General features: G+C 66.6%; 29 protein-coding genes and 1 pseudogene. 22 read left to right on the top strand and 8 right to left on the bottom strand.

What is annotated here, in order from left to right; genetic code table 11:
* Positions 1 to 194: 194 nt before the first annotated feature.
* The gene (locus G4G31_RS18875) at positions 195 to 623 is read left to right on the top strand and encodes a VOC family protein (RefSeq protein WP_182988925.1); all 429 of its coding nucleotides are present in this window, start codon (positions 195 to 197) and stop codon (positions 621 to 623) included.
* 320 nt (positions 624 to 943) lie between these two features.
* Here G4G31_RS18875 and fnr read toward each other — a convergent pair whose 3' ends face one another.
* Positions 944 to 1,711: a fumarate/nitrate reduction transcriptional regulator Fnr gene (fnr, locus tag G4G31_RS18870; RefSeq protein ID WP_182988924.1), complete on the bottom strand. Its 768-nt coding sequence runs from the start codon at positions 1,709 to 1,711 to the stop codon at positions 944 to 946.
* A gap of 154 nt (positions 1,712 to 1,865) precedes the next feature.
* On the opposite strand from fnr, the gene G4G31_RS18865 reads away from it, so the two are divergent.
* From G4G31_RS18865 to G4G31_RS18785, 18 genes and pseudogenes are all read left to right on the top strand, one after another.
* Positions 1,866 to 3,302 (top strand): cytochrome ubiquinol oxidase subunit I, encoded by a 1,437-nt coding sequence (locus G4G31_RS18865; RefSeq protein ID WP_182988923.1) that lies wholly within the window; start codon positions 1,866 to 1,868, stop codon positions 3,300 to 3,302.
* A gap of 1 nt (position 3,303) precedes the next feature.
* Positions 3,304 to 4,311: a cytochrome d ubiquinol oxidase subunit II gene (gene cydB / locus G4G31_RS18860; protein ID WP_182988922.1), complete on the top strand. Its 1,008-nt coding sequence runs from the start codon at positions 3,304 to 3,306 to the stop codon at positions 4,309 to 4,311.
* The gene (locus tag G4G31_RS18855) at positions 4,311 to 4,454 is read left to right on the top strand and encodes a DUF2474 domain-containing protein (RefSeq protein WP_182988921.1); all 144 of its coding nucleotides are present in this window, start codon (positions 4,311 to 4,313) and stop codon (positions 4,452 to 4,454) included. Before cydB ends, G4G31_RS18855 begins: the two co-directional genes overlap by 1 nt.
* A 188-nt stretch (positions 4,455 to 4,642) precedes the next feature.
* Positions 4,643 to 5,257: a molecular chaperone gene (locus G4G31_RS18850; protein WP_229425106.1), complete on the top strand. Its 615-nt coding sequence runs from the start codon at positions 4,643 to 4,645 to the stop codon at positions 5,255 to 5,257.
* Positions 5,258 to 5,276: 19 nt separating this feature from the next.
* Positions 5,277 to 5,510: a formate dehydrogenase gene (locus G4G31_RS18845; RefSeq protein WP_182988920.1), complete on the top strand. Its 234-nt coding sequence runs from the start codon at positions 5,277 to 5,279 to the stop codon at positions 5,508 to 5,510.
* Positions 5,511 to 5,529: 19 nt separating this feature from the next.
* Positions 5,530 to 8,364 (top strand): molybdopterin-dependent oxidoreductase, encoded by a 2,835-nt coding sequence (locus G4G31_RS18840; protein WP_182988919.1) that lies wholly within the window; start codon positions 5,530 to 5,532, stop codon positions 8,362 to 8,364.
* A gap of 90 nt (positions 8,365 to 8,454) precedes the next feature.
* A complete protein-coding gene (gene fdh3B / locus G4G31_RS18835; RefSeq protein WP_202033655.1) occupies positions 8,455 to 9,138 on the top strand; it encodes a formate dehydrogenase FDH3 subunit beta in 684 nt (227 codons plus the stop codon).
* Entirely contained in the window at positions 9,135 to 9,347 is a 213-nt protein-coding gene (locus G4G31_RS18830; protein WP_182988918.1) for a hypothetical protein, read from the top strand. The genes fdh3B and G4G31_RS18830 overlap by 4 nt, the downstream gene beginning before the upstream one ends.
* A 10-nt stretch (positions 9,348 to 9,357) precedes the next feature.
* The gene (locus G4G31_RS18825; RefSeq protein WP_229425105.1) at positions 9,358 to 10,449 is read left to right on the top strand and encodes a formate dehydrogenase subunit gamma; all 1,092 of its coding nucleotides are present in this window, start codon (positions 9,358 to 9,360) and stop codon (positions 10,447 to 10,449) included.
* Between the two features lie 19 nt (positions 10,450 to 10,468).
* Positions 10,469 to 10,918, top strand: coding sequence for a hypothetical protein (locus G4G31_RS18820; protein WP_182988917.1), 450 nt, complete (start codon positions 10,469 to 10,471; stop codon positions 10,916 to 10,918).
* Positions 10,918 to 11,607, top strand: a complete 690-nt coding sequence (locus G4G31_RS26825) for a hypothetical protein (RefSeq protein WP_229425104.1) — start codon at positions 10,918 to 10,920, stop codon at positions 11,605 to 11,607. The genes G4G31_RS18820 and G4G31_RS26825 overlap by 1 nt, the downstream gene beginning before the upstream one ends.
* Positions 11,604 to 12,044, top strand: coding sequence for a DUF3305 domain-containing protein (locus tag G4G31_RS18805; protein ID WP_182988915.1), 441 nt, complete (start codon positions 11,604 to 11,606; stop codon positions 12,042 to 12,044). The genes G4G31_RS26825 and G4G31_RS18805 overlap by 4 nt, the downstream gene beginning before the upstream one ends.
* A gap of 8 nt (positions 12,045 to 12,052) precedes the next feature.
* Positions 12,053 to 12,379 (top strand): annotated as a pseudogene (locus G4G31_RS26820) (DUF3306 domain-containing protein); the annotation flags it as partial.
* A gap of 434 nt (positions 12,380 to 12,813) precedes the next feature.
* The gene (locus G4G31_RS26815; RefSeq protein WP_229425700.1) at positions 12,814 to 13,677 is read left to right on the top strand and encodes a hypothetical protein; all 864 of its coding nucleotides are present in this window, start codon (positions 12,814 to 12,816) and stop codon (positions 13,675 to 13,677) included.
* Positions 13,644 to 14,129, top strand: a complete 486-nt coding sequence (locus G4G31_RS26810) for a hypothetical protein (protein ID WP_229425103.1) — start codon at positions 13,644 to 13,646, stop codon at positions 14,127 to 14,129. The genes G4G31_RS26815 and G4G31_RS26810 overlap by 34 nt, the downstream gene beginning before the upstream one ends.
* Positions 14,087 to 14,539 carry a 4Fe-4S dicluster domain-containing protein gene (locus tag G4G31_RS26805; RefSeq protein ID WP_229425102.1) on the top strand — a complete coding sequence of 151 codons (453 nt, stop codon included), beginning with the start codon at positions 14,087 to 14,089 and terminating at the stop codon, positions 14,537 to 14,539. Before G4G31_RS26810 ends, G4G31_RS26805 begins: the two co-directional genes overlap by 43 nt.
* A gap of 64 nt (positions 14,540 to 14,603) precedes the next feature.
* Positions 14,604 to 15,107: a hypothetical protein gene (locus G4G31_RS18790; protein ID WP_182988914.1), complete on the top strand. Its 504-nt coding sequence runs from the start codon at positions 14,604 to 14,606 to the stop codon at positions 15,105 to 15,107.
* 136 nt (positions 15,108 to 15,243) lie between these two features.
* Complete coding sequence (locus tag G4G31_RS18785; protein ID WP_182988913.1) at positions 15,244 to 16,923, top strand: AMP-binding protein; 1,680 nt, start codon at positions 15,244 to 15,246, stop codon at positions 16,921 to 16,923.
* Positions 16,924 to 17,134: 211 nt separating this feature from the next.
* On the opposite strand, the gene G4G31_RS18780 is transcribed toward G4G31_RS18785, so the two are convergent.
* Together G4G31_RS18780 and G4G31_RS18775 are read right to left on the bottom strand one after the other, a co-directional pair.
* Positions 17,135 to 17,479 (bottom strand): hypothetical protein, encoded by a 345-nt coding sequence (locus G4G31_RS18780; protein WP_182988912.1) that lies wholly within the window; start codon positions 17,477 to 17,479, stop codon positions 17,135 to 17,137.
* Between the two features lie 123 nt (positions 17,480 to 17,602).
* Positions 17,603 to 18,151: a GNAT family N-acetyltransferase gene (locus G4G31_RS18775; protein ID WP_182988911.1), complete on the bottom strand. Its 549-nt coding sequence runs from the start codon at positions 18,149 to 18,151 to the stop codon at positions 17,603 to 17,605.
* Between the two features lie 346 nt (positions 18,152 to 18,497).
* Here G4G31_RS18775 and G4G31_RS18770 point away from each other — a divergent pair, with 346 nt between their 5' ends.
* Genes G4G31_RS18770 through G4G31_RS18760 form a run of 3 tightly spaced genes read left to right on the top strand, consistent with a single transcriptional unit; the run spans position 18,498 to position 20,793 of the window.
* Positions 18,498 to 18,983 (top strand): SET domain-containing protein, encoded by a 486-nt coding sequence (locus G4G31_RS18770; RefSeq protein WP_182988910.1) that lies wholly within the window; start codon positions 18,498 to 18,500, stop codon positions 18,981 to 18,983.
* 16 nt (positions 18,984 to 18,999) lie between these two features.
* Positions 19,000 to 20,205, top strand: coding sequence for a nicotinate phosphoribosyltransferase (gene pncB / locus G4G31_RS18765; protein ID WP_182988909.1), 1,206 nt, complete (start codon positions 19,000 to 19,002; stop codon positions 20,203 to 20,205).
* A gap of 36 nt (positions 20,206 to 20,241) precedes the next feature.
* Positions 20,242 to 20,793: a DUF4019 domain-containing protein gene (locus G4G31_RS18760; RefSeq protein WP_182988908.1), complete on the top strand. Its 552-nt coding sequence runs from the start codon at positions 20,242 to 20,244 to the stop codon at positions 20,791 to 20,793.
* Between the two features lie 426 nt (positions 20,794 to 21,219).
* On the opposite strand, the gene G4G31_RS18755 is transcribed toward G4G31_RS18760, so the two are convergent.
* The 5 genes from G4G31_RS18755 to G4G31_RS18735 form a co-directional block, all read right to left on the bottom strand.
* On the bottom strand, positions 21,220 to 21,576 hold the full coding sequence (locus G4G31_RS18755; RefSeq protein ID WP_182988907.1) for a hypothetical protein: 357 nt from the start codon (positions 21,574 to 21,576) through the stop codon (positions 21,220 to 21,222).
* Complete coding sequence (locus G4G31_RS18745; RefSeq protein WP_202033652.1) at positions 21,573 to 22,874, bottom strand: ATP-binding cassette domain-containing protein; 1,302 nt, start codon at positions 22,872 to 22,874, stop codon at positions 21,573 to 21,575. The genes G4G31_RS18755 and G4G31_RS18745 overlap by 4 nt, the downstream gene beginning before the upstream one ends.
* Before the next feature lie 158 nt (positions 22,875 to 23,032).
* On the bottom strand, positions 23,033 to 23,620 hold the full coding sequence (locus G4G31_RS27725; protein WP_267873629.1) for a hypothetical protein: 588 nt from the start codon (positions 23,618 to 23,620) through the stop codon (positions 23,033 to 23,035).
* A complete protein-coding gene (locus G4G31_RS27720; RefSeq protein ID WP_267873628.1) occupies positions 23,617 to 24,123 on the bottom strand; it encodes an L-dopachrome tautomerase-related protein in 507 nt (168 codons plus the stop codon). Before G4G31_RS27720 ends, G4G31_RS27725 begins: the two co-directional genes overlap by 4 nt.
* A gap of 24 nt (positions 24,124 to 24,147) precedes the next feature.
* Positions 24,148 to 25,284, bottom strand: a complete 1,137-nt coding sequence (locus tag G4G31_RS18735) for a DNA topoisomerase IB (protein WP_182988905.1) — start codon at positions 25,282 to 25,284, stop codon at positions 24,148 to 24,150.
* Positions 25,285 to 25,309 lie beyond the last annotated feature (25 nt).

The raw sequence follows: 25,309 nt of genomic DNA, 5'->3' as shown, positions 1-25,309 counted from the left end.
GTGGGCGCCCCGAGCCCACGCGGTGCGAGCGTCCCGCTACCGGTTGGTGCACACCTACGTCCCGCGTGGGCACGGGTGCCCACCCTACATGGATGTGCCGTCCATTGCGCCGGCACGACAACAGATGCACCCGGCGCCCCGCTTGCGGCATAATCGCCGCAGCACTACCGTGACCACTTCCCCAGGAGCGCCTCATGGAAACCCAGGAACTGCACCGCGGCCGACTGATCGACCACATCCAGCTCGTGGTCCGCGATCTGGCGGCATCCCGCACCTTCTATTCAGCCATCTTCGAGGTTCTGCAGTTGCCCATCGGCGGCGCCGGCGAGGATTACTTCTGGGCCGACGAGCTGTTCGTCTCGACGGCCAGCAGCCGGGCGGCGCAGGGAAGGCTGACCGGCCGCCATCACCTGGCCTTCCAGGCAGCCAGCCGGGCGACCGTCGATGCTTTTCATGCCGCCGCCTTGCGTGCGGGAGGGCAGGACAATGGCGCGCCGGGCGAGCGGCCGTATCACCCGGGCTATTACGCGGCATTCGTGCTCGACCCGGATGGCAACAACATCGAGGCGGTGTACCACGGGGAGGCAGAACGCAGCGCGGCTTCGGTGGTGGTCAGGTTCTGACTTTGCGGAGCCGCCTCCCTCCGCTTGGGGAACCGGGAAGCAGCCGCCGCCCGTGGCGATGTTCGGCGCAGCTTGCCGCGTGGGCACGGAGTGCCCACCCTACGGTCGACCGGCCGGCTTCGACAACGCCGTCGCAGCGCCTGCAATCGTAGGGTGGGCATCCTGTGCCCACGCGGTACGCACGCGGCACCCGGCTACGCACGTCAGCACACCGCCCGCACGATCAAGCGTTCAACAGGTCCTTGCAGCCCAGCGATGCGACCGACCAACGTGCGTTGAACGCGTGGGCGGCGAGGCCGCGCACCCTGCGCCCGATGGCCTCAGGCCATCGGGCTGCACTGCTCCGTGCCCGCGGCAATGGCGCGCAGCCTGGCCGGCTCGAGCAGGATGACTTCGCGCTTGTCGACGGCGATCCAGCCCTGCTTCCTGAAGCGCGACAGCAGCCGGCTGACGCTTTCGATGGTGAGCCCAAGGTAGTTGCCGATGTCCTCGCGCGACATGCGCAATGCAAAGCTGGTGGGCGAATAGCCGCGCGCGGCGTAGCGTGCCGACAGATTCACCAGGAACACGGCGAAGCGCTGTTCGGCCCGCATGTTTCCGAGCAGCAGCATGACGTTCTGTTCGCGTGTGATTTCCTGGCTCATGATGCGGTGGAAGTGACGCAGCAGCGCTGGCACCTGGCCGAACAGTTCCTCCAGCCGCGAGAACGGAATCTCGCACACTTCGCTGTCCTCGAGCGCGACCGCGTCGCAGTGGTGGCGCTCGCCGCTGATGGCATCCATGCCGAGCAGCTCGCCCGCCATCTGGAAGCCCGTGATCTGCTGCTCGCCGGCCGCGTTGATCTGGTAGGTCTTGAAGTGGCCGAAGCGCACCGCGTACAGGTTACGGAACGGGTCGCCCATCGCGTACAGGCGCTCGTCGCGCGACAGACGCCGGCGCGCGCCGATGATCTTGTCGAGGCGGTCGATGTCCATGTTGTCCAGGCCCATGGGCAGGCACAACTGGTGCATGCTGCAGGCGCTGCAGCTCGCCTTCAGCGCGCCTAGGCTGATGGGCAACAGTGGAGCGGAAGAAGGTTCCTGGGTCATCGGTCAACGGGGTCGCGGTCAATACGGGAATTATAGTCCCGTCCGTCGTCCGTGCACTCATGCGTGTGCGCCGCCCCGGCGGAGGGCGGGGCGCTCAATCGTGCGCAACGCTGCCCATGCTAGATTCTGGACACCGCAGACAACAGGAGCGCCCATGTTCGGCCTATCGGCGTTGGTGCTGGCACGCATCCAGTTCGCCTTCACGATGTCCTTCCACATTCTGTTCCCGGCAGTCACCATCGGCCTGGCAAGCTACCTGGCCGTGCTGGAACTGTCCTGGCTGCGCACCAAGCGCCAGGTCTTCGTCGACCTGTACCACTTCTGGCTGAAGATCTTCGCCGTCATGTTCGGCATGGGCGTGGTCTCGGGCATCGTGATGGCCTACCAGATCGGCACCAACTGGAGTTACATGTCCGAGTTCGCCGGTTCCATCATGGGGCCGGTGCTGGCCTACGAAGTGCTGACCGCCTTCTTCCTGGAGGCCGGATTCCTGGGCGTGATGCTGTTCGGCTGGAACCGGGTCGGTCCGGCCCTGCACCTGGTGGCCACCTGCATGGTGGCGGCCGGCACGCTGATCTCGGCCACCTGGATCCTGGCCGCCAACAGCTGGATGCAGACTCCCCGTGGCTATGCCATCGAAGGCGGGCGGATGGTCCCGACCGACTGGCTGGCGATCGTCTTCAATCCCTCTTTCCCCTACCGGCTGCTGCACATGGTGGTGGCAGCCTACCTCACCACCGCGCTGATCGTCGGCGCCGTCGGCGCCTGGCAACTGCTGCACAAAAGGGACAACCCGGCGGTGCGCAAGATGCTGTCGATGGCGATGTGGATGGTGTTGATTGTCGCGCCCATCCAGGCCGTCATCGGCGATTTCCACGGACTGAACACGGCAAAGCACCAGCCGGCCAAGCTGGCGGCGATGGAAGGACATTGGGAAAACACCCCGGGCGAGGCCGTGCCGCTCAAACTCTTCGGCATTCCCGACATGGAAGAGGAAAAGACCCATTTCTCGGTCGAAGTGCCGCACCTGGGCAGCGTCATCCTCACCCACAGCTGGGCGGGCCAGTTTCCAGGCCTGAAGGAATTTCGCAAGGAAGACCGGCCGAATTCCCTGATCGTGTTCTGGAGCTTCCGCACGATGGTGGGCCTGGGCCTGCTGATGATCGGGCTCGGGTTGTGGAGCCTCTTCATGCGCCGCGGCGGGCGCCTTTTCACCTCGCGCGTTTTTCTCCGCGCCGCGCTGATCATGGGGCCGGCCGGCCTGGTCGCCATCCTGGCCGGCTGGATCACCACCGAGGTGGGGCGCCAGCCCTGGGTCGTCTACGGCGTGCTGAGGACGAGCGACGCCGTATCGAAGCACGGGGCGCCGGCGCTGGCGCTCACGCTCGGCCTGTTCGTGGCGGCCTACCTCGTCGTCTTCGGGGCCGGCACCGCCTACGTGCTGCGCATGATGCGCAAGGGGCCGCAGAAATTCGAGCTGCACCGCGCGCTTGATGGTGGTCCGGGGGAGGTACGCACGCCGATGCGTCCGCTCTCGGCGGCGGACGTCGCCAACCACGACGACGCCGGCGACGACGCGAAAGGAGGATGACATGGGCATCGACACCTCGGTCATCTGGGCCATCATCATCTATTTCGCCGTCTTCATGTACGTGCTGCTCGACGGCTTCGACCTCGGCATCGGCATGCTGTTTCCGTTTGCCAAGGACAAGCGCGACCGCGACACCATGATGAACACGGTCGCGCCGGTCTGGGACGGCAACGAGACCTGGCTGGTGCTGGGCGGGGAAGGGCTGCTGGCGGCCTTTCCGGTGGCGTATTCGATCATCCTGTCCGGGCTCTACCTGCCCCTGATCTTCATGCTGGTCGGCCTGGTGTTTCGCGGGGTGGCCTTCGAATTCCGCTTCAAGGCAAAGGAAGCCGGGCGCCACTTCTGGGACAAGGCCTTCATCGGCGGCTCGGTGACGGCCGCCTTTTTCCAGGGCGTGTCGCTCGGCGCTTTCCTCGACGGCGTCAAAGTGTCCGGACGCAGCTATGCCGGCGGCGTGCTCGACTGGATCGCGCCCTTCCCGCTGCTGGCCGGCTTTGGCGTGATGATCGCCTACACGCTGCTGGGCAGCACCTGGCTGATCATGAAGACCGAGGGCGCGCTGCACAAACGTATGGTGAAGGTGGCGCGCCCCTTCGCCCTGATGCTGCTGGGCGCCATCGTGGTGGTCAGCATCTGGACCCCGCTGCGCGACCCGGCGGTGGCCGACCGCTGGTTCACCTTCCCCAACATCCTGTTCCTGGCACCGGTGCCGGTGCTGGTGCTGCTCTTCATCGCCATCCTGCTGCGCTCGCTGGGGCGCGACCCGCACCGCTGGCCTTTCGTGGCGGCGCTGGCGCTGGTCTTCCTCGGCTATACCGGCATGGCGATCAGCATCTGGCCGCACATCGTGCCGCCCGCCATCACCATCTGGGAAGCGGCCTCGCCACCGGCCAGCCAGGGGTTCGCCCTGGTCGGCACGCTCTTCATCCTGCCCGTCATCCTGATGTACACGGTCTGGTCGTACTGGGTATTTCGCGGCAAGGTGAAGGCCGACGCGGGCTACCACTGATGACAGCGCGCGGTGGCAATCGAACGCCGCTGTGGCTGCGGCGCCTGGGCTGGATGGTGCTGCTCTGGGCCGGCGGGGTGGCGGCGCTCTTCCTCGCGGCCAGCCTGATCCGGGCGATCATGCATGCAGCCGGCATGCGCTGAAAAGTTCAAGCGTGCGCGCCTCGGCTGGGTGAGGGAATACACTTTCGATACAGATTTAATAACGGAGCGCACCAGTGTCCATGCAGGTTGCATCACCTCTTTCCTCATCCTCTGCGATACCGGAGGCCGCCGCTACCGCTGCCACTGCTGCTACCGCCGTCAACGTCGCCGCTGCCCTTACTGTCTCCTTGCCGCTGGCGGCCGAAGACCAGGCGCGCTCCGACCTGTACGCGCTGGCCGCGCGCCTGCTGCTCGCGCCTCCCGGCGCCGAATTGCTGGCCCAGCTGGGCAGCGCCGACCCGATCCTCGCCAGCGGCGGCGACCACCGGCTCGAGGATGCCCGGGAAAAGCTGGTGCTGGCCTCGAGCGTGATGGACGCCGGTGCCGTGGCCGCCGAGTTCGACCTGCTCTTCATCAGCAATGGCACGCCCGCGCTCAACCCCTACGGTTCGCTCTACCTGTCCGGCTTCATGAACGACACGCCGCTGGCCGAGCTGCGCGGCGACCTGGCGCGCTTCGGCGTCAAGCGCATGCGCGGCGTGGGCGAGTTCGAGGATCACCTGGGCGCACTGTGCGAAACCATGCGCGTGCTGATCGCGGGCGGGGCCGGCATCCGGCGCCAGCCGCTCGCCCAGCAGAAAGCCTTTTTCGAAGCCCGCATCGCGCGCTGGTACGGGCGCTGCCTGAACGATATCCAGAATGCCGAAGGCGCGAATTTCTACCGGCTGGTGGCGCGCTTCGTCGACGCATTGCTGACGATCGAAAGGGAAGCCTTCGCGGTCGACGACGGCTTCGATGACTGATTCCAAGGAGGAGGACGCGATGCAACCCAAGCACCATCCGGCCGAGGCCGGGAACGCCCCGGCCGGTGCACCCGATCCGGCCCGCCGCAGCTTCCTGAAGGCCGCCCCGCTCGGCGCCCCGGCAGTGGTGGCCGGCGGGGCAGAAGCCGCGCCCGAACTTCCCGTTGCGGAGGCCGCCAAACCGGCGGTGAAACGCGGCTACCACGAAACCGAACACATCCGCCGTTACTACCAAACCGCCGCCTACTGGTGAGCGTACCCGGAGACCAGCCATGTCCTTAGTCAAGAGTGCGAGCCAGAATGGCGACATGCGGGGAGCGAAGCGGCGCAAGTTCCTGGTCGGCGCGGGCGTTGCCGCCGGCGCCGGCGCGCTGGCACGTTCGCTGCCGCTGAACGTCATCGAACCGGCCACGGCCTCCACGCCGGTCGCCGACGCGCCCGTCAAGACCGAAATCAAGCGTACCGTCTGCAGCCACTGCTCGGTCGGCTGCTCGGTCGATGCGGTGGTCGCCAACGGCGTCTGGGTGCGCCAGGAAGCGGCCTTCGATTCGCCCATCAACATGGGTGCGCACTGCGCGAAAGGCGCCTCGGTGCGCGAGCATGGCTTCGGCGAGCACCGCCTGCGCTATCCGATGAAGCTGGTGAACGGCAAGTACGAGCGCATTTCCTGGGACCAGGCCATCAACGAGATCGGCGACAAGCTGCTGCAACTGCGCCAGCAGGCCGGGCCCGACGCGCTGATGGTGATCGGCTCTTCCAAGCACAACAACGAGCAAGCCTACCTGCTGCGCAAATTCGTCTCCTTCTGGGGCTCGAACAACTGCGATCACCAGGCACGCATCTGCCACTCGACGACGGTCGCGGGCGTGGCCCAGACCTTCGGCTATGGCGCGATGACGAACTCCTTCAACGACCTGCACTACAGCAAGGCCGTGATGTTCATCGGCTCCAACCCGGCCGAGGCGCACCCGATCTCGATGCTGCACTTCCTGCACGCCAAGGAACTGGGCGCGAAGATGATCGTGGTCGACCCGCGCTTCACCCGCACCGCGCGCTTTGCCCACCATTATGTGCGCGTGCGTCCGGGTACCGACATCCCGCTGGTCTGGGGCATCCTCTGGCACATCTTCAACAACGGCTGGGAAGACAAGGCCTTCATCGCCGCGCGCACCTATGGCATGGAAGATGTGCGCAAGGAAGTGGCGAAGTGGACGCCGGACAAGGTATCGGACGTCACCGGGGTGCCGGAGGCCTCGGTGCGCACGATTGCCGAAACGCTGGCGAAGAACCGTCCCTCATCCGTGGTCTGGTGCATGGGCATCACCCAGCACCACGTCGGTACCGCCAACGTCCGCGCGCTGTCCATCCTGCAGCTGGCGCTGGGCAATATCGGCGTACCCGGCGGCGGCGCCAACATCTACCGCGGCCACGACAACGTGCAGGGCGCCACCGACGTCGGTCCGAACGGCGACTCGCTGCCCGGCTACTACGGCCTGGCCGAAGGGGCCTGGAAGCATTTCGCCAACGCCTGGGGCGTGGACTACAACTGGATCCTGTCGCGCTTCGGTTCCAAGGAACTGATGGAAAAGCCCGGCATCACGGTGTCGCGCTGGTTCGACGCGGTGAACGAGCAGAACCAGTACATCGACCAGCCCAGCAATCTGCGCGCCGTGTTCTACTGGGGCCACGCGCCGAACAGCCAGACCCGCCTGCCCGACATGAAGGCGGCCATGCAGAAGCTCGACATGCTGGTCGTGATCGACCCGTACCCGAGCATGACGGCCTCGATGCACGGCCGCACCGACGGCGTCTACCTGCTGCCGGCCGCCTCGCAGTTCGAAACGCAAGGGTCGTGCACGTCGTCGAACCGCTCCATCCAGTGGCGCGAGCGGGTCATTGCACCGCTGTTCGAATGCAAGACCGACCACGAGATCATGTACCTGTTCGCGAAGAAGCTCGGCTTCCATAACGAACTGTGCAGGAACATCAAGGTGGTGCACAACGAGCCAGTGGTCGAAGACATCCTGCGCGAGATCAACCGCTCGTGCTGGACCATCGGCTACACGGGTTGCTCTCCCGAGCGCCTCAAGCTCCACATGGAGAACAAGCACACCTTCAACCCGACCACGCTGCGCGCCGACCACGGTCCCTGCAAGGGCGACTACTACGGCTTGCCGTGGCCGTGCTGGGGCACGCCGGAAATGAAGCATCCGGGTACGCCCATCCTCTACGACACCAGCAAGAGCGTGGCCGAGGGCGGCCTGCCGTTCCGCGCCAACTGGGGCGTCGAGCACAATGGCGAGAGCCTGCTCGCGGCCGACGGCTCGACCAACAAGGACAGCCAGCTCGACACCGGCTACCCCGAGTTCGACCATGTCTTCCTGAAAAAGCTGGGCTGGTGGGCCGAACTCACGCCGGCCGAGCAGGCGATGGCCGAAGGCAAGAACTGGAAGACCGACCCGTCGGGCGGCATCATTCGTGTGGTCATTTCCCACGGCTGTGCGCCTTATGGCAACGCGCGTGCCCGCGCCAACGTGTGGAACTTCCCCGACCCGGTGCCGACCCACCGTGAACCCTTGCTCTCGCCAAGGCGCGACCTGGTCGCCAGGTACCCGACCTACGACGACAAGGCCAATTTCCTGCGTCTGCCAACGCTCTATAAATCGGTGCAGGCAATCGACTTCTCCAAGGACTTCCCGCTGATCATGACGTCCGGTCGCCTGGTCGAATACGAAGGCGGCGGCGAGGAAACGCGCTCGAATCCGTGGCTGGCCGAGCTGCAACAGAACATGTTTATCGAGATCAACCCGAAGGACGCCGTGCAGATCGGCGCCCGGATCGGCGAATACGTCTGGGTCGAGACGCCGACCGGTGCGCGCCTGAAGATGATGGCGATGGTGACCGAACGGGTACCGATCGGCCTCGTCTGGGCGCCGTTCCACTTCGGCGGCTGGTGGATGGGCGAAGACCTGGAAAAGCATTACCCCGAGGATGGCGCGCCGACCGTACGAGGCGAAGCCATCAACACGGGCTGGACCTACGGCTACGATGCCGTGACGATGATGCAGGAAACCAAGGTATCGATGTGCCGGGTGGTACGCGCATGAGGACGCGCGTAACAAGGCAGGCAAACAGCAAACGGTATCGGGCAATCGGTATCGCGCGATAGAAACGCAGCAGAGCAGAGGAGGCGGGACATGGCCGCGAGGATGAAATTCATTTGCGATACCGAGCGTTGCATCGACTGCAACGGCTGCGTTACCGCCTGCAAGAACGAACACGAAACGCCCTGGGGCGTGAACCGTCGCCGCGTGGTGACGATCAACGACGGCGTGCCGGGCGAACGCTCGGTGTCGGTGGCCTGCATGCATTGCACCGACGCACCCTGCCTGGCAGTGTGCCCGACCAACTGCATTTACCACACCGAGGACGGCATCGTCCTGCACAGCAAGGACCAGTGCATCGGCTGCGGCTACTGCTATTACGCCTGTCCTTTCGGCGCCCCCCAGTTTGCCGGCAGCGGCCTGTTCAACCACCGCGGCAAGATGGACAAGTGCACCTTCTGCGCCGGCGGTCCCGAGCCGGATACCTCGGAAGCCGAATTCGAGAAGTACGGCCGCAACCGCATCGCCGAGGGCAAGCTGCCGGCCTGCGCCGAAATGTGCGGCACCAAGGCGCTGCTCGGCGGCGAGGCCGACCTGATCGCCGACATCTACCGCCAGCGCGTGGAAACGCGCGGCTACGGCCCGGAACTGTGGGGCTGGAAGATCGCCTATGGACGCCCGAAACGCGGCGGCGAGATCAAGGCCAAGGGCGACCTGCCGCGCGAGAATCAGGATTCCGGCGACTTCCAGAACGGCGGCGGGAGGTTCCCGCAATGAAGAAACTCATGGTCGCCATCGCCCTCGGGCTGCTGCTCGCCGGCTGCCTGGAAGTGGACCAGCATCCGGAATGGATCCGCGGCGAGTACGCCGGCAAGGAAGACAACCGCCATTACCAGGCGCGCTTCCATAACGACCGCCTGTCCTGGTCGGCAACGATCCAGAACCGCAACCAGAAGCAGAACGAATACAACCGCGCCAACCCCTGAGGAGTCGCCCATGCCATCCCCTATGCGAGCGAACCTGTTTGCCCTGCGCGCCATGCTGGCGTTGCTGATGGCCTTGCTGCTGCCGGCGGCTTTCGGCGCGGTGCCCAATCAACGCGCCGAGCCGGCCTATGCGGAAGAGCAGACGATGCTGCAGGTCGAGGGCGACGCGCGCGCACGCGAGCCTGGCCTGGCCTCGTCGCAGTCCGGGCGCGTCCACATCGATCGCCATTTCCTCGGCCAGTACGGCGCAAGCGAGGGCAACGTCATCGTCCAGCGTGGCGGCAATACCTGGCGCACGCTGCGCAACGGCCCGATTGCCTCGATTGCCGGCACCCTGCTGATCGTCGTGCCGCTGTTGATCGTCCTGTTCTACAACACGATCGGGCCGGCGCGAGAAGTGCCGGCCTCGGGCCGCAAGCTACAGCGCTTCAGCAAATGGGACCGCCAGATACACTGGGCAACCGCCATCAGCTTCATCCTGCTGGCCGTTTCCGGGCTGATCATTACCTTCGGCAAGAAGGTGCTGCTGCCCTGGATGGGGCATGGCTTTTTCTCGGGTGTCGCCTATATCTCGAAATACGTGCACAACTTCATCGGGCCTTTGTTCGTCCTGTGCTCCATCCTGATGTTCATCACCTTCCTGCGCCGTAATTTCTTCAATCGAAACGACTGGCAATGGGTCAAGCAGGGCGGGGGACTGGTATCGCACAAGCACGTGCCGGCCGGGTACTTCAACGCGGGCGAAAAGACCTGGTTCTGGCTGGGCGTGACCCTGCTCGGCCTGGTGATGTCGATCACCGGCCTGGTGCTGAACTTCGTCAACTTCGGCCAGACCCGCTACATCCTGCAGATGGCGAACTACTTCCACCTTGCCGGCGCCGCCTTCTACATCGTGGCGGCCATGGGCCACAGCTATATCGGCACCTGGGGCACGCCGGGCGCCTACGAGGCGATGCGGCACGGCACTGTCGACGAAAACTGGGCCAAGGCGCACCATTCGCTCTGGTACGACGAGGTGAAGTCGGGTGCTGCACCGGCGGCGGCGCCGGCGGACGCACCCCGCACGCCCCCACCTGCGCCCCGGCCAGGGCCCGCACACTGACGCTGTTTTCGAGGATGCGATGAAACGAATACCTTTCCTGATCGCCGGCGCGCTGGCCTCGCTCCTGCTGGGGGCAGGTTGCAACCGCAACACGGCGCCGGCCAGCGATGGCGTCATCCAGACCAGGTTTCCCGGCCAGGTGACGGCCGGTGGCGGCACCAGCGGCGAGATCATCGCCCGCAGCGCCAAGCCCGTCACCGACGCGACCTATGCCGGCGGCACGCCCGGTATCGCCGGAGGCTCGGGCGGCACGACTTCAGGCGCTGAACTCGGTGGCACCACCCGCGAGACCGGCCAGGGTCCGAACTCTGGCGTAACGCCGCCGTCCGGCGCCATGCCCGGTACCCAGACCCAGCCGGGCGACATGGGCAAACCCGCCGGACCGTCGGTCCAGGACCAGAACGCCGGATCGGCCAGCAACGCGGCGCCGCAGGGACCGGCGGCCTCCGACAAGATGGGGAACAAATGATGAAACGCACGCACCTGGCGCTGAGTGCGCTGGCGGCCTGCCTGGCCCCGGGGCCGGGCGCCACGCTGCCGGCGTCGGCGGCGCTGCCCAAGCCGCCCCTGACGCCGGCCCAGCAGCAGGCCGCGGCCGCCAAGAAAGCCGAGGCCGATGCCAGGGCCGCCAAGGAAAAGGGAAGCGCTGGCTGCATCGATGGATGCGGTCAGTGCGCGCTGGCGCAGCCGCGCAGCTGGCCAGGGCTGGAAGGTGAACGCGCCGGTGGCCATCGTGGCCCCGGCGGTGGCAACGCCCGGCGTTCCGGGCGCGCTGTCCGGCGCGCCGGGACAAGCCGTCCCAGCCAACGCCGTGACGCAACCCGGCAGCGCGGCGCCGGTCGTGGCGACACCCGGCACGCCGGCCGGCGTTGCGGCGGCGAGCGGCCTGCTGCCCCCGGCGTAACGCCGCCTTCGGCCGGCGTGCGCGCGGCGGCTCCGGCCGGTGCCGCGCCTGGAACCTCGGCAGCGGCGCCCGGCCGTGGCGCCGCGCCGCGCAGCCCCGAGGCGCTGAACGCGGCCAACGTGCCGATCAAGAGCGAAAAGATGGGCACGGCGGCGCCGAGCGACGACGTCAAGAAGGGCCCGACGAAGGCGGTGCCGAAGGGCGCCTCGCCGGCGGTCGACAAAGGGAACGCGGACAACGCGAAAAGCCGATGAAGATGGCCAGCATGCCGATCGCGGTGATCATGCAGCGCCGCGCCGTCGCCCACCGCTGGGCCGACGAAGCCTGGGCTGCGGTCGGCGTCGTGCCCGACCGCGGCAACCTGGCGCCGCTGCAGGTGCTCGGCGAAAGTTCGGAGCGCGACTATTACCTCGTCTCCGGGCTCGAACTCGAGCTCTACACGGACGAACACGAGGGCTATTACGAGAACTGCATGGCGCCCGAATCGAAAGTGTTCGTCCTGTGGCGGATGGAGGAGGGGCGAGCCATGCCGGTGCGCGCGTCCGTCAGCTATGTCGAGGGCACGCGCATGTTCGATTCCGGCGAATCGGCCGACGGCGTCACCATGCCGGCCGAAATCTATGCCTGGCTGGCCGGCTACCTGCGCGAGCACTACCAGCCCAAGCCGCGCCGCGGCCGCCAGCACGGATAGGAGCGCCCATGCCCGCGGAAGGATTTTTCAAGCGCTGGTCGCGGCTGAAAGCGACCGGCGGCGATGATGGCGAGCCGGGACGGACGCTCGATACGGCAGGGACGGCTGCGTCCCTGCCGGCGTCGGCTCGCGCTCCCGCCGCAACGCGGCCACCGATCCCGCACGCCGCGTCGCCAGCTGTTGCCGTTGCTGGCGCCCCGGTGCCCGACGCTCCCGCCCCCACGCTGGAAGATGCGGCGCGTCTCACGCCCGAATCCGATTTCTCGGCGTTCGTCAGCCAGGGCGTCGACAAGTCGGTGCAGCGCCTGGCGCTCAAAAAGCTGTTTGCCGACCCGCACTTCAAGGTGATGGACGGGCTCGACATGTACATGGACGACTACAACATCCCGTCTCCCGTCTCGGCAGCCATGCTCGCGTCGCTCGACCATGCGCGCAGTGCCCTGCGCATGCCGGATCCGCGCGAACCGGAGGAGGGCATCGGGGCGCCGATGGCAATGCCTCCTGGCCCGGCGGATACGCCGGCCGTATCCGCCGCTGACGCGCCACCCGCCGGCGCTCCCGATGCGCTATCGGACAGCGACGCCGCCTCCACGCCGGGCGCCACGATTCCCATACCGGTTGCCGCATCCGACGCCGACCGGAGCGCCCTGACGGATGCCCACACCCACGTGGAATATGTTTCTGCGTTGCAGCTCAACCCGGCGACGGAAATTGCCGTGGACGCGTACACCTCCGGTGGAGCACAGCACCGGTACGCCGGCCGTGCCCGGTGCCGCCGCCATTCCGGCCGGGCCGCACCCGCAACATCTCCAAGGTCAAGCATGAACATTCGATTCTGGATGGGCAGGCCGGCGATCCGCTGCAGGAGCGCCGCAATGCCCTCGCCAAGACGGCCGCCATCCTCGCCGCCGACGCCATCGCTCCGGCCGAAGCGTCCGCCTCCGTCACTTACCGGTCGAGCGGGCGCCTGCTTGTCGTCGGTACTGCCGTTCAAGCCTTGCCCCGGGCCGACCTGCTGGCGGCCAGCCTGCCGGTGACAGCCGTGCTGCTCGATGGCGAGGGTGAACTCGCGGCGCGGGCCTATCCGGTGCTGCATGCCCGTGCGATTGCCGTAGCCGGTTGGCTCGGCGCCTTCGAGGCACGCTGGCAGGCCCCCGGCCAGGCGGCCCAGCAGGCCAGCTTCGACCTCGTGCTCGACCTCTGTCCGAGCCCGCTCATTTCGTCGCACCAGCATCCGCACGGCTATTACGCCCCGGGTCCGGATGAAGCGGCGCGGCGCGCGGCGGCGAGCGAACTGCTGGACATGATCGGCGACTTCGAAAAGCCGAAGTATTTCAGCTACAAGGAGCGGCTGTGCGCCCACAGCCGCAACGAGCGCGTCGGCTGCAACGCCTGCGTCGAGATCTGCTCGGCCAAGGCGATATCCGGCAACGGCGACCGCATCAAGGTCAACCCCTATCTGTGCGCCGGCTGCGGCGCCTGCACCACGGTCTGCCGACCGGCGCCCTCGGCTACAACTTCCCCTCGGCCGCGCACACTGGCAGCCGCATCAAGGCGGCGCTGCGCGCCTATGTCGATGCGGGCGGCCAGGATCCGGTATTGCTGCTGCACAGCGAAGGCGGCGCGCCGCTGATCGAGGCGGTCCAAAGCGACCCGGCCCATGGCGTGCCGGGCCGCGTGATTCCGATGGCGCTGCACCACACGGCCTCGACCGGCATCGACGTCTGGCTGGCGGCACTCAGCTATGGCGCGGCCGGCGTCACGGTCCTGATGACGGGCGCCGAGGCGCCGCAATACGCAGGCGCGATTGCGCGCCAGATGGAAGTCGCCCAGACAGTGCTGGAAGGCCTTGGCTATGCCGGCCCGCATTTCCAGTTCCTGCAAGTGGCCACGCCGGAGGAACTGGGCCTGGCCTTGCAGCACGCGCCACGCGGGCAGGCCCCGGCCGAGATGGCCACCTTCAACCTGGCCCAGACAAGCGCAACACGCTCGACTACGCGCTCGACCATTTGTACCGCCACGCGCCGCAGGCGGTCGAGGCGGTGGCGCTGCCCGCCGGCGCGCCTTTCGGTGCGATCGCCGTGAATACCCAGTCGTGCAGCCTGTGCATGGCCTGCGTCGGCGTCTGCCCGTCCTCGGCCGTGATGGATACGCCTGACCTGCCGCGCCTGCGCTTCGTCGAGCAGAACTGCGTGCAATGCGGCCTGTGCGCGAATACCTGCCCGGAAAACGCCATCACCCTGGTGCCGCGCATGGTGTTTGGTGCGGCGCGCAAGGAAACCCGCACCCTGAACGAATCCCAGCCCTTCCACTGCATCCGCTGCAGCAAACCCTTCGGTACACTGCACATGGTCGAGAACATGCTCTCGCGCCTGTCCAGCCATAGCGCCTTTGCCGGCAACCTCGACCGCCTGCGCATGTGCGGCGACTGCCGCGTGATCGACATGATGCAGCCCGAGGGAGAGTTCGCGGTGCCGCTGCGGCGGCCAACCTGACGCGCTTGCGGACCGCCCCGCGTCCGGTGCGGGATCGGGTCATCACATCGTTTTACAGGACACCATGAAGCACTTTTTGCTCCACTTCTCTTGTGCGGCCTGTCGTTTGCAAGCGCGGCCCACGCCTCGCTCGACGAGGAAAAAGCTGCGCCTCCTCTCCTGCGACACGGCTGCCGCCGGCGCCGGGCGCGGCGCGGCAACCGACTGGCTGAACGGGGCCGCCCGGAAGCTGCCGCGCGACGAAGGCCTGCGGTTGTCCGGACCGGTCACCCTGGGCAAGGCATGCTTGAAGAACGTCAGCATGATGGGCGGCTTCGGCGCGATGGTGATCCAGGGCGAAATCTGCAACGCCCGCCTGGAGGAATTCACCGACGCGCTCGCCGCTGCCGGCATCCGCTTGGGCAAGGATGTGAAAACGAGGATGCCTGGCGTCGTGCTGGGCAGGGCGGGGGCGGACGGGCAATACCTGATCACGAAGGGCCTGATCGATGTGCGCAACGGCAAGGCGATCCCGACGACGACACCGTATGCCTTTACCTGCAGCCTCGCCAGCGGCGGACCGCAATAGACGCCACGCGAATCGCCCGTCGCCACGGCCAAGCCGTGGCACAATGTGCGCAAACAGACAACACACAGGGATCGGGCTGCGGTCACGCCATCGGCGCGCCGCGCCTGGCCACCGTCATCAGCGCACAGGAGACACCATGACCCCGTATCAGCGTTTCGCGCAGGCGCGCGACTTCCTGCAGCAGCACCGTCTTGATTACGACATCGCCTACCGCGACTACCAGGCACCGAAGCTCGATGCCTTCAACTGGGGACTCGACTTCTTCGACGTCGAAGCGAAGGACAACCACGCGCCCGCGCTGTGGGTGGTCGAGGAAGACGGGCGCGAGCAGAAGATCTCGTTCGCCGACATGGCGGCGCGCTCGAACCAGGTAGCCCAGTACCTGCAGCAGTGCGGGGTCGAGCGCGGCGACCGCGTGCTCCTGATGCTGCCGAACCGGGTCGAGCTGTGGGAAATCATGCTGGCCGGGATCAAGCTCGGCGCCGTGCTGGTGCCCACCACCATGCTGGTCTCGACCGCCGACCTGCAGGACCGCATGGACCGCGGACGTGTGCGCCACGTGATCGCGCAGGTGTCGGAGGCGCACAAGTTCGAAGGTGTGACGGGCAATTTCACGCGCATCGCCGTCGGCGGCGCGCTCGAGGGCTGGCACGATTTCGAGAAAGCACGCAGCGTGCTGAGCGTTTTCACCCCGAAAGGCGAGTCGCGCGCCACCGACCCGCTGCTGCTGTACTTCACCTCCGGCACCACGGCCAAGCCGAAGCTGGTGCTGCACAGCCAGCAGAGCTATCCGGTCGGCCACCTGTCGACCATGTACTGGATCGGCCTGCAAAAGGGCGATGTCCACTGGAACATCAGCTCGCCCGGCTGGGCCAAGCATGCCTGGAGCTGCTTCTTCGCGCCCTGGAACGCGGGCGCCACCATTTTCGTCTACAACTACGAGCGCTTTTCCGCCAAGGCGGCGCTGGAAACCGTGCAGCGCTGCGGCGTGACCTCGCTGTGCGCGCCGCCGACGGTCTGGCGCATGCTGATCAAGGAAGACCTGTCGCAATGGAAGCCGCCGCTGCGCGAACTGGTGGGCGCTGGCGAGCCGCTCAACCCCGAAGTGATCGAACAGGTCGAACGCGCCTGGGGCATCCGCATCCGCGACGGTTTCGGCCAGTCCGAAACCACGGCCCAGATCGGCAATCCGCCGGGCCAGCTCCTGAAACCCGGCTCGATGGGCCGTCCGCTGCCGGGCTATACGGTCACGCTGCTCGATGGCGACGACCAGCCGGCCAGCGAAGGCGAGATCTCGGTGAAGCTCGAACCCCGTCCGCTCGGCCTGATGCTGGCCTACGAGGGCGACGAGGAAAAAACGGCGGACGTGATGCGCGCCGGCTTCTACCACACCGGCGACACCGCCACCGTCGACGAGGACGGCTATTACTTCTACGTCGGCCGCAACGACGATGTTTTCAAGTCGTCCGACTACCGCATCAGTCCGTTCGAGCTCGAGAGCGTGCTGGTCGAGCACGAGATGGTAATGGAAGCGGCGATCGTACCCAGCCCGGACCCGCTGCGCCTGTCGGTCCCGAAGGCTTTCATCACGCTGCGCCCGGGTGTCGAACCGAGCCGCGAACTGGCGCGCGAAATCTTCGCCTTTGCCCGCGAGCGCCTCGCGCCCTACAAGCGCATCCGCCGCATCGAGTTCCGCGAACTGCCGAAGACCATTTCGGGCAAGATCCGCCGCGTCGAGCTGCGCAAGGAGGAATCCACGCGCGACACGGCCCCGGGCACGGGTCTCGAGTTCCGCGAAGAGGACGTCGGCAACTGAAGGCTAACAAAGATGAAACTCAGAGCGAAGTTGAGGACTTCCATTCCGATGTCAAAACGGGATTCGTCACGCCATCGCTCGTGCACGGTGGCGCGGTAGGCGGGCGAAAACAGATAACGCCATACGGTCATTCCTTCGATAGCATGACCAACAAAATCGATGACTTCGGAAATGATCACATTCTCCCTTGTGTCGGATTGCCATGCGTCGGCTACGTGGCCGGCCGGTCGCCAACCTGGAGGCTGGCCTGCGCTTTCATCTCGATGTACGCATCGATTCGCCAGTTCTCCTCCGGGGTCGAATACAGTACGCAGCGATATCCCTTGAGCTGGCGATAACTGGCCGGCGCCGGGCGATCGAGGAGTTCGACGAACTCGCGCTTGTCGAGCTTTCCTGTCGCCAGGTAAGGTGCGAATGCCTGCTCTGGAATGATCTCTTCACAAGCTTCTGCAGGATAAGCGTCGCAGAATACCACAAGCGGTTTGCGGCCCGCGACCATCAATTCGAGTTCACGTCCGGTGTGAACCAGGTAAGGTAAATCCGAGAATGGATCCATGATCATTATTCCTCGCCGACTGCGAATGACTGTGGAGACCGGTGACCGGATTCGCCAGATGGAGTTGCGCACGAATACATTCACTTGGCCAAAAGCCCCTGAAAAACATGCCGGTGTTGCACATCAAGCCGCGAACTCGGCACGCAGCAGCCCAAAGACATGCACGTCGACAAAGCCCCCGTCCAGCCACTCATCCTGGCGCAGCACGCCCTCCAGCGTGAAGCCCAAGCGCTCGGCCACGCGGATGCTGGGCGTGTTCGCCGCGGCACAACGCAATTCGAGGCGGTTGAGGTCCAGGGAGGCAAATGAATAGCCGAGTACTGCGCGCACGGCGAGGGTGGCGATACCCTGGCCGCCGAAGGCACTGCCCAGGAAATAGCCAATCTCCGCCTTGCGGTTGTCGCTGTCGATGTTCTTCAGGCGGATGGCGCCGCACAGCTGATCATTCAGGAACAGATGCCATTCGAAGCTGGCGCCTGCCGCCGCGCGTGCGATGGCAGCCTGGAGATGGCTGCGCGCGGCGTCAGGCGAGCCGAGCTCGGCCACCGCGGGCAAATATTCGCCCAGGTGCCCAGCGTTCTCGCACACCAGCGCCGCCAGTCCATCCGCATGCTCAATGGCGACGGGCAGGATGGCGAGGCTGGCGCCGGAGGTCAAAGCGATGGTGTCCATGTTCGTTCTCGCGTTGGCGGCGGGAAGGCATCGGGAGTGCCGCCAGGCCCGATGGATAAGGTATGCGGCGCCGTCCGGGCGTCGTACGCATGAGCATGCATCATATCAGTCCGACACCGCCGAATGGGCGCCAGCGGCCGCAGGCAGGCGTTCTGCACGCCCCGGACTGTGGCGGATGCGTCAGCGCCTTCGGATCAAGAGGATTGGAGTCCTGCATGGTCGTGTACGCGCCAAGTGGAAGGGGCTGCCACCGAAAGTGTGCTGTAGTGCGGCAGGCAACACAAAAACGTACCATAATAGTAACGATTTCAATTTCGCATCCTACCCTCGCCCTCCCAATCCCTACATGCCCACCACATCCGCAGCCAAGGCCGACCCGGCCTACGAAGTCAAGAAGTCCCCGATCCACGGCAACGGCGTCTTCGCCCGGCGCCACATCGAGCCAGGCGAGCGCATCATCGAATACCGGGGCGAACGCATCAGCTGGGACGAGGCGACCGAGCGCGCGGCCAGGGCCGGGGGGCCGATCAACCATACTTTCTACTTCAGCCTGCACGATGGCCGCGTCATCGATGGCGGCCGACGCGGCAACGAGGCGCGCTGGATCAACCATGCCTGTTCGCCCAACTGCGAGGCCTACGAGGAAGACGGCCGCGTCTACATCCATGCGCTGCATCCGATCGAGGCGGGCCAGGAGCTGAACTACAACTACGCGCTGATCTACGACGAACGCCATACGCCGGCGCTGAAAAAACTGTTCGCCTGCCGTTGCGGCACGCCGGGCTGCACCGGCACCATGCTGGCGCCAAAGAAGCGCAAAAAAGCGGCTTGAAGGAGGAACCCGCGCCATGAAACCGATCGTTCGCAGCCTGCTCGAGACCGACCTCTACAAGTTCACCATGTGGCAGGCCCTGCTGCACCGCCATCCGAACGCCCATGGCGAGTACGAGTTCAAGTGCCGCAACGAGCCCGCCTATCCGCTCGCCGAGCTGAAAGAGGAAGTCGAGCGCGAGCTCGACCACCTGTGCTCGATGATGTTCACCGAGGACGAAGTCGAGTACCTGCGCAAGCTGCGCTTCATCAAGAGCGACTTCGCGGACTTCCTCACGGTGTTTCGCTTCCAGCGCAAGTTCATCACGGTGGAAACCGACGGACCGCACCTGCGCATCCGCGCCTGTGGCCCGGTGGTGCACGTGATGGGCTTCGAGATCTACGTGCTCTACATCGTCAACGAGCTGTATTTCCGCCGCTTCGACCAGGCTGCGGCGATCGAAGAAGCGCGCAAACGGCTGGCGCTGAAGGTCGAGCAGCTGCGCGCATTCGAGCAGGAACCGCCGCGCGCCAATCCCTTCGAATTCTTCGATTTCGGCGTGCGCCGGCGCTTCTCGGGCGCGTGGCAGGACGAAGTCGTGTCGACGCTGGCGTGCGAGCTGCCGCAGTACTTCAAGGGCACCTCCAACGTCTACCTGGCGAAGAAGTACAACCTGGTACCGATCGGCACCATGGCGCACGAATACATGCAGGCCTTCCAGTCCTTCGGGGTGCGCCTGCGCGATTTTCAAAAGGCGGCGCTCGAGGATTGGGTGCAGGAGTACCGCGGCGACCTCGGCACCGCCTTGACCGACGTGGTCGGCATGGACGCCTTTCTGAACGATTTCGACCTGTATTTCGCCAAGCTCTTCGACGGCTTGCGCCACGATTCCGGCGACCCGACGGAATGGGGCGAGAAGGCGCTGGCGCATTACGCCAGGCTGCGCATCGATGCGCGCACCAAGCGCCTCGTGTTCTCCGACGCGCTGACGGTGCCCAAGGCGCTGGCCCTGTACCGCCATTTCGCCGACCGCGTGATGCTCGGTTTCGGCATCGGCACCCAGCTCACCAACGACACGCCCTACAAGGCGCTGAACATCGTCATGAAGCTGGTGCGCTGCAACGGCCAGCCGGTGGCCAAGCTGTCCGACACCGCCGGCAAGTCGATGAGCAACGACGAAACCTTCCTGGCCTATTTGCGCCAGGTATTCAACCACGCCGAACCCACCGGACCGGCCGACTGACCGGCCACCGCCCCCCACAGAAGAAGGAGTACCACCATGAAAACCCTACCAGCGATAGCCGCCGCCGGCGCCGCCGCGATCGCGCCGGTCCATGCGCAGCAGACCCCGCCAGCGGCACCAGCGGCACCAGCGGCACCAGCGGCCACCCCGGCCGGCACCGCCACCGCCTCCACCCAGGCCCCGCGGCCCAAGGCCGGCACCATCGCACCCAAGGCGGCCGCTGTCGATCCTGCACAGAAGGCGGCGATCGAGGCCGCGGTCGAGGCCAGCGGACGCTGGCTGGCGCTGATGGATGCCGGCCAGGCCGGCGCCGCCTGGGAGCAGGGCGCACCGCTGCTGCAAAAGGCAGTCGGACGCAGCGGCTGGCTCGACGTCGGCAGGACCGTGCGTGCGCCGCTGGGCGCAGTCAAGTCGCGCAAGACCGTGGCGGCAGCCTACACGCGCGATGCGCCCGGCTCGCCGCCGGGCGAATTCGTCATCATCCGCTACACGACCGATTTCGCCACCCGCGCCGGGGTCGTCGAGACGGTGGTGCCGATGCGCCAGCCGGACGGCAGCTGGAAAGTCGCGACCTACCGCGTGCAGTAAGGGCTGGGGCGCCCGGTCAGGGCGTCATGCCGGTCATTCAAGCCATGCTGTGGAGCGCCCGACAACACCTCCAGTCCAGGGTTGCATCGTCTCGCCGTACGCTCGTACTGTCTTCGACGACGCGCCTTGTTCTGAAGCTGTTGTCAGGCGCTCCTGTTCGTCCCGACGCACATGTGACATCGCATTTTCTTCCCGAACCATGCACAGGCCCGTAGGGTGGGCGGCTCCACCCTGTCAGCCAGCGAACCGGCAAGGTCTGCGCCGCCCACGCGTTCAACCAGCAGGCGATTCCTCGCGAGGTTTCAGGGCGTGGTTGAACGCGTGGGCGGCATTCAAGCAGCGGGTGGACACTCTGCCGGGGTAGAGCCGCCCACCCTACAAGGTCTTTGCGGTTCAACCTGGAAGACGTCAGCTTAACTGCCACGATCACGCCGGCTGGCGCCGGCGTCCGGCCCACCAGCAGCCCAGCGCCAGCAACCCGGCGCCGACCGCCAGCCCGAGCAGCAGGGCGGCATCGCGCATGGCCGGGTCGCTGCCGTTGGCTGCCATCAGGGGGTAGGTCCGGGGAAACAGGCGCCAGTGCTCGGAGCTGCCGAGCTGGATCACGCCCATTGTCGCGCACACGCCCAGCGCGAGCGGCGTGACGATGTTCTGGCTGGTCCAGCTGAGCGTATGCTGCAGCACCGGGACGGGCAGGCTGGCCGCCAGCGCCCCCAGCATCGCAATCGTCATCGCCCCGAACGCGCCGTGCGGTGCGGGTGCGCCCAGCGGCAGCATCGTCACCGCCCGGTGAAGAGCAGCAGGCAGAGGTGGGCGATGGCGGCCATGGTCAGGGCCAGCAAGAGCTTGGCCAGGTAGAGCTGGCGCGCGCCCACGGGCAGGGTCAGCATCAGGCGCCAGCCGTGCTGGCGGTGCTCGACACCGTTGACGAGCGCCGTGCACAGCGCCAGGTAGAGCGGCAGCATGAAGTAGCACCACAGGGCCTGGTTGCCCAGCCAGAAGCCTTCCCAGGCGCGCGGCGGCACACCATCGGCACCCACCTGGCGCAGCAGCATGCCCGTGTTGAGCAGCACCACCATCAGCGGACAGGCCAGCATCATCAAGAGCGCCAGCGAACGGCGCGCCTTCATCGCCTCAAGCCGGAACAGTGTCGCGAGCAGCATGGCGCTCCTTGTTCGCATCCGTCGTGGTGAGTTCGAGGAACCATTGTTCCAGCGTGGGCCGCCGGTGAACCGACTGGTAGAGCGCCACGCCGGCACCCACCAGGGCCGCATGCAGCGGCGCGCCCCCTGTGCATCGATGGCCGCCACCTCCAGCCGGCGGCCATCGAGCATGCGAGCCGGCCGGCCCAGGCCTGCCAGCACGGCCTGGGCACGCCTGGCGTCGTCCACCTCCAGCGCCAGGCTGCCCGGCTGGCTGGCCAGCAGGCGCGGCACCGCTTCCCGGCACAGGACCCGGCCCCCATGCAGCACCGCGACGTGGGTGGCGATCTTTTCCACTTCGTCGAGCTGGTGGCTGGACAGGAACACGGTGCAGCCGGTACGCGCCGGCAGGGCGGCCAGCAGGGCACGGATGTCGCGCATGCCTTGCGGGTCGAGCCCGTTGCCCGGCTCGTCCAGGATCAGGAGGCGGGGCCCGCCCAGCATCGCATGCGCCAGGGCGAGGCGCTGGCGCATGCCCAGCGAGAAACCGGCGATGCGCTCGCGGGCATGCGGCGTCAGTTCCACCAGCTCGAGCACGCGTGCGCTTTCCGAGCGCGGCAAACCCTTGATGCGACGGCCGATCTCGAGCAGCTCCGTGGCGCTCAGGTTGGGGTAGAGCGCGGGGGAATCGACCAGGCAGCCGACCTCGCGCAGCACCTCCATGCGCGCGTCCGGGAGTGCGCGGCCGAGGACACGCACCTCGCCGCGGTCGGCATCGAGCAGGCCGGTGAGGATGCGGATCGTCGTCGATTTGCCGGCGCCGTTATTGCCGAGGAAGGCGAAGACGCTGCCGCCCGGTACCTGCAGCGAGACCCCACCCAGCACATCGCGCGCGCCCAGCCGCTTGTCGACGCCGGACAGTTCGATGGCGGGGCTCATGGCGCCCCCAGCGCGCAAGCTGAAGAGGACAGCGGGAAAGGTCGACGCATGGGCGGCTCCAGCAGGGAGGAAGCTGCACGATAACGAGACCTTGACGGAAAGGCAAGCATCATTGGATATGCATGCCTGCCCGGCAAAAAGGCGCCGGCTCCCCGGGTTTACTCCGCCGGACGCAGCTTCCACAGTTCGGTCGGCAGGGCGCCCGGCGCGTCCGGCTTGAAGAAGGCCGAATCCTGGATATGCGAGGTGGTCACATACACGCTGCCGTCCGGTCCCTGGCTGAAGGTGTCGGGCCAGCGCAGGCGCGCGTCCTGCACCAGCGTGACCAGGGGGGCCTGCGGACCCCGGGCCAGGTCGCGCATCCGGATGGCGTCGTGTTCGACCGCCGTCAGCAGCATGCGCTCGGTTCCGCGCGCGATCAACAGGCCGTCGTTGACGCCGTTGTGGCCATAGTCCTCGACGCTGGCGCCGACATCCTCGCCGCGCATCCCGGCGCCCTGCAGCACGCTTGTCGCGATGCGGTACAGGATGTCGCCCTTGATCGCCTGCCAGTACAGCCAGGCGCCGTCGCCGGACAGTTCGATGCCATCGGCGGAAAACTCCACGCCGCGCCCGTCCGGCCGGCGCAGCACGGCGCCGTCGGCCTTGACGTCCAGTCCCTTCTTCATCTGCGTCGACGGGTCGCCGTCGAGGACCCGCACGGCGCGCCCGCTTGCCAGTTCCACGACGACGAGCGCGCCTTTCACGCCAGAATCGGTGATGTAGGCCCAGGCCCCATCATCCGGGAAAAGCGCACGTCGTTCAGGTAGGAGCCTTGCGGCGCCGTGTCTTCGTCGAACGCGATCGTGCGCACCGGCTTGTCGCTGGTCAGGTCGACCTGCACCAGCTTCGGGCCGCCGGATACCACGTGGCTCTGCGCCGGCGCCGCCGGGTCGAGCACCCACAGGCTGCCGCGGCCGTCGGCGACCACGCTCTGCACGCATACCCAATGCTCTCCGGGCGAGAGTTCGTCCTTGCGCGCATTGCGCCAGGCGTTCCATTCCTCGTCAGGATAGGGTTTGACTTCGCCGCCGGCCAGCAGCTCGGCCACCGACACCGGCGCGTCCTCGGTCCAGCGCGGGAAGTTGACGAAGATGCGGCCGTCTTCGCTGACGGTAACGCCGGTCACTTGGTGCTCAAATCGGGCCACGCGCTCGATCGTGCAGGCGTTTTCGCGCAAGGGAAGGGAAGCTGCGGCGGTGTCGTTCATGTGTTCTCCTGTTGCAGGGGTGGCTCAAGCGGCCTTGCGCTGGCCCTTGCCCTTGCTGGCCGCGGCGCGCTCGGCATCGTGGGCCAGGCGCTGCTGCAGCATGGCCAGCACGGCCGCTTCTTCCGGCTGCAGCGCGTGCAGGTCTTCGCTCAGCTCTTCCTCGGTGCGTTCGCGCAGGGCCTCGAGCACGGCGCCGTCGAGGTAAGCATCGAGCACGCCCGGGTGCACATAGCACTTGCGGCAGACCGAAGGCGTGTTGCCGAGTTTTTCGGCCACCGATTCGATGGCGCGCACGATGTTCTTCCTGGCCTGGGTCTCGGAATCGAACTTCTCGAATTCCTGCAGGGCCAGTGCCGCCAGCACCGTGCCGGACCAGGTGCGGAAGTCCTTGGCCGTGTAGTCTTCGCCGGTGATCGAACGCAGGTAGTCGTTGACGTCGCTGGAATCGATGCTGTGGGTCTCGCCGTCTTCGCCCACGTACTGGAACAGTTCCTGGCCAGGCAGGTCGCGCGTGCTGCGGATGATGCGGGCCACGCGGCGGTCGTGCACCTGGATCTTGTGGTACACCCCGCTTTTTCCCCGGAACCGGAACTCGACATCGCTGCCGTCGACCTTCACGTGGCGGTTGCGCAGCGTGGTGAGGCCAAAGGACTTGTTGGTGCGGGCATATTCCTCGTTCCCGACGCGCATCATCGTCGCCTCGAGCAGGTAGACGATGGTGGCCAGCATCTTCTCGCGCGGCAGGCCGGGGAGTTTCAGGGCGCGGTCGACCTCGGAGCGAATCGCCGGCAGCGCCTTGCCGAAGTTGATCATGCGTTCGTATTTCGCTTCGTCGCGCACGCTGCGCCATTTCGGATGGTAGCGGTACTGCTTGCGCCCGCGCGCGTCGCGCCCCGTAGCCTGGAGGTGGCCATTGGCCTGGGGGCAGATCCACACTTCCGTCCAGGCGGGGGGAATCGCCAGCGACTTGATGCGCGCCAGCGTGGCCTCGTCTTCGATGGGCTCGTCCTTGGGCGAAACGTAGCGGAAGCCCTCGCCATTGCGCTCGCGGCGGATGCCCGGCTTGTCGTCGTGGACGTAGCGCAGGCCGGCCGCCCTGGCGGCAACGGGCGGATCGCTGAGCGGCGCCGCATCGCTTGATGGCTGGGTATCGAGAGTCATGGGTGCCGATCGGAAGTGGAACATG

This window comes from Massilia sp. Se16.2.3, assembly GCF_014171595.1.
In the GTDB taxonomy this organism is placed as follows: Bacteria; Pseudomonadota; Gammaproteobacteria; order Burkholderiales; family Burkholderiaceae_D; genus Telluria.
This window is presented reverse-complemented; position numbering and strand designations above follow the sequence as displayed.

Bases quoted from the DNA above. Each gene is read 5' to 3' on its own strand.
- G4G31_RS26825 (WP_229425104.1), top strand. From the start codon at position 10,918: ATGAAACGCACGCACCTGGCGCTGAGTGCGCTGGCGGCCTGCCTGGCC.
- cydB (WP_182988922.1), top strand. From the start codon at position 3,304: ATGGGCATCGACACCTCGGTCATCTGGGCCATCATCATCTATTTCGCC.
- pncB (WP_182988909.1), top strand. From the start codon at position 19,000: ATGAAACCGATCGTTCGCAGCCTGCTCGAGACCGACCTCTACAAGTTC.
- G4G31_RS18820 (WP_182988917.1), top strand. From the start codon at position 10,469: ATGAAACGAATACCTTTCCTGATCGCCGGCGCGCTGGCCTCGCTCCTG.
- G4G31_RS18735 (WP_182988905.1), bottom strand. From the start codon at position 25,284: ATGACTCTCGATACCCAGCCATCAAGCGATGCGGCGCCGCTCAGCGAT.
- G4G31_RS18875 (WP_182988925.1), top strand. From the start codon at position 195: ATGGAAACCCAGGAACTGCACCGCGGCCGACTGATCGACCACATCCAG.
- fdh3B (WP_202033655.1), top strand. From the start codon at position 8,455: ATGGCCGCGAGGATGAAATTCATTTGCGATACCGAGCGTTGCATCGAC.
- G4G31_RS18855 (WP_182988921.1), top strand. From the start codon at position 4,311: ATGACAGCGCGCGGTGGCAATCGAACGCCGCTGTGGCTGCGGCGCCTG.
- G4G31_RS18780 (WP_182988912.1), bottom strand. From the start codon at position 17,479: ATGGATCCATTCTCGGATTTACCTTACCTGGTTCACACCGGACGTGAA.
- G4G31_RS18830 (WP_182988918.1), top strand. From the start codon at position 9,135: ATGAAGAAACTCATGGTCGCCATCGCCCTCGGGCTGCTGCTCGCCGGC.
- fnr (WP_182988924.1), bottom strand. From the start codon at position 1,711: ATGACCCAGGAACCTTCTTCCGCTCCACTGTTGCCCATCAGCCTAGGC.
- G4G31_RS18785 (WP_182988913.1), top strand. From the start codon at position 15,244: ATGACCCCGTATCAGCGTTTCGCGCAGGCGCGCGACTTCCTGCAGCAG.
- G4G31_RS18840 (WP_182988919.1), top strand. From the start codon at position 5,530: ATGTCCTTAGTCAAGAGTGCGAGCCAGAATGGCGACATGCGGGGAGCG.
- G4G31_RS27720 (WP_267873628.1), bottom strand. From the start codon at position 24,123: ATGAACGACACCGCCGCAGCTTCCCTTCCCTTGCGCGAAAACGCCTGC.
- G4G31_RS18845 (WP_182988920.1), top strand. From the start codon at position 5,277: ATGCAACCCAAGCACCATCCGGCCGAGGCCGGGAACGCCCCGGCCGGT.
- G4G31_RS18805 (WP_182988915.1), top strand. From the start codon at position 11,604: ATGAAGATGGCCAGCATGCCGATCGCGGTGATCATGCAGCGCCGCGCC.
- G4G31_RS18825 (WP_229425105.1), top strand. From the start codon at position 9,358: ATGCCATCCCCTATGCGAGCGAACCTGTTTGCCCTGCGCGCCATGCTG.
- G4G31_RS18770 (WP_182988910.1), top strand. From the start codon at position 18,498: ATGCCCACCACATCCGCAGCCAAGGCCGACCCGGCCTACGAAGTCAAG.
- G4G31_RS18865 (WP_182988923.1), top strand. From the start codon at position 1,866: ATGTTCGGCCTATCGGCGTTGGTGCTGGCACGCATCCAGTTCGCCTTC.
- G4G31_RS18745 (WP_202033652.1), bottom strand. From the start codon at position 22,874: ATGAGCCCCGCCATCGAACTGTCCGGCGTCGACAAGCGGCTGGGCGCG.
- G4G31_RS18790 (WP_182988914.1), top strand. From the start codon at position 14,604: ATGAAGCACTTTTTGCTCCACTTCTCTTGTGCGGCCTGTCGTTTGCAA.
- G4G31_RS18775 (WP_182988911.1), bottom strand. From the start codon at position 18,151: ATGGACACCATCGCTTTGACCTCCGGCGCCAGCCTCGCCATCCTGCCC.
- G4G31_RS18760 (WP_182988908.1), top strand. From the start codon at position 20,242: ATGAAAACCCTACCAGCGATAGCCGCCGCCGGCGCCGCCGCGATCGCG.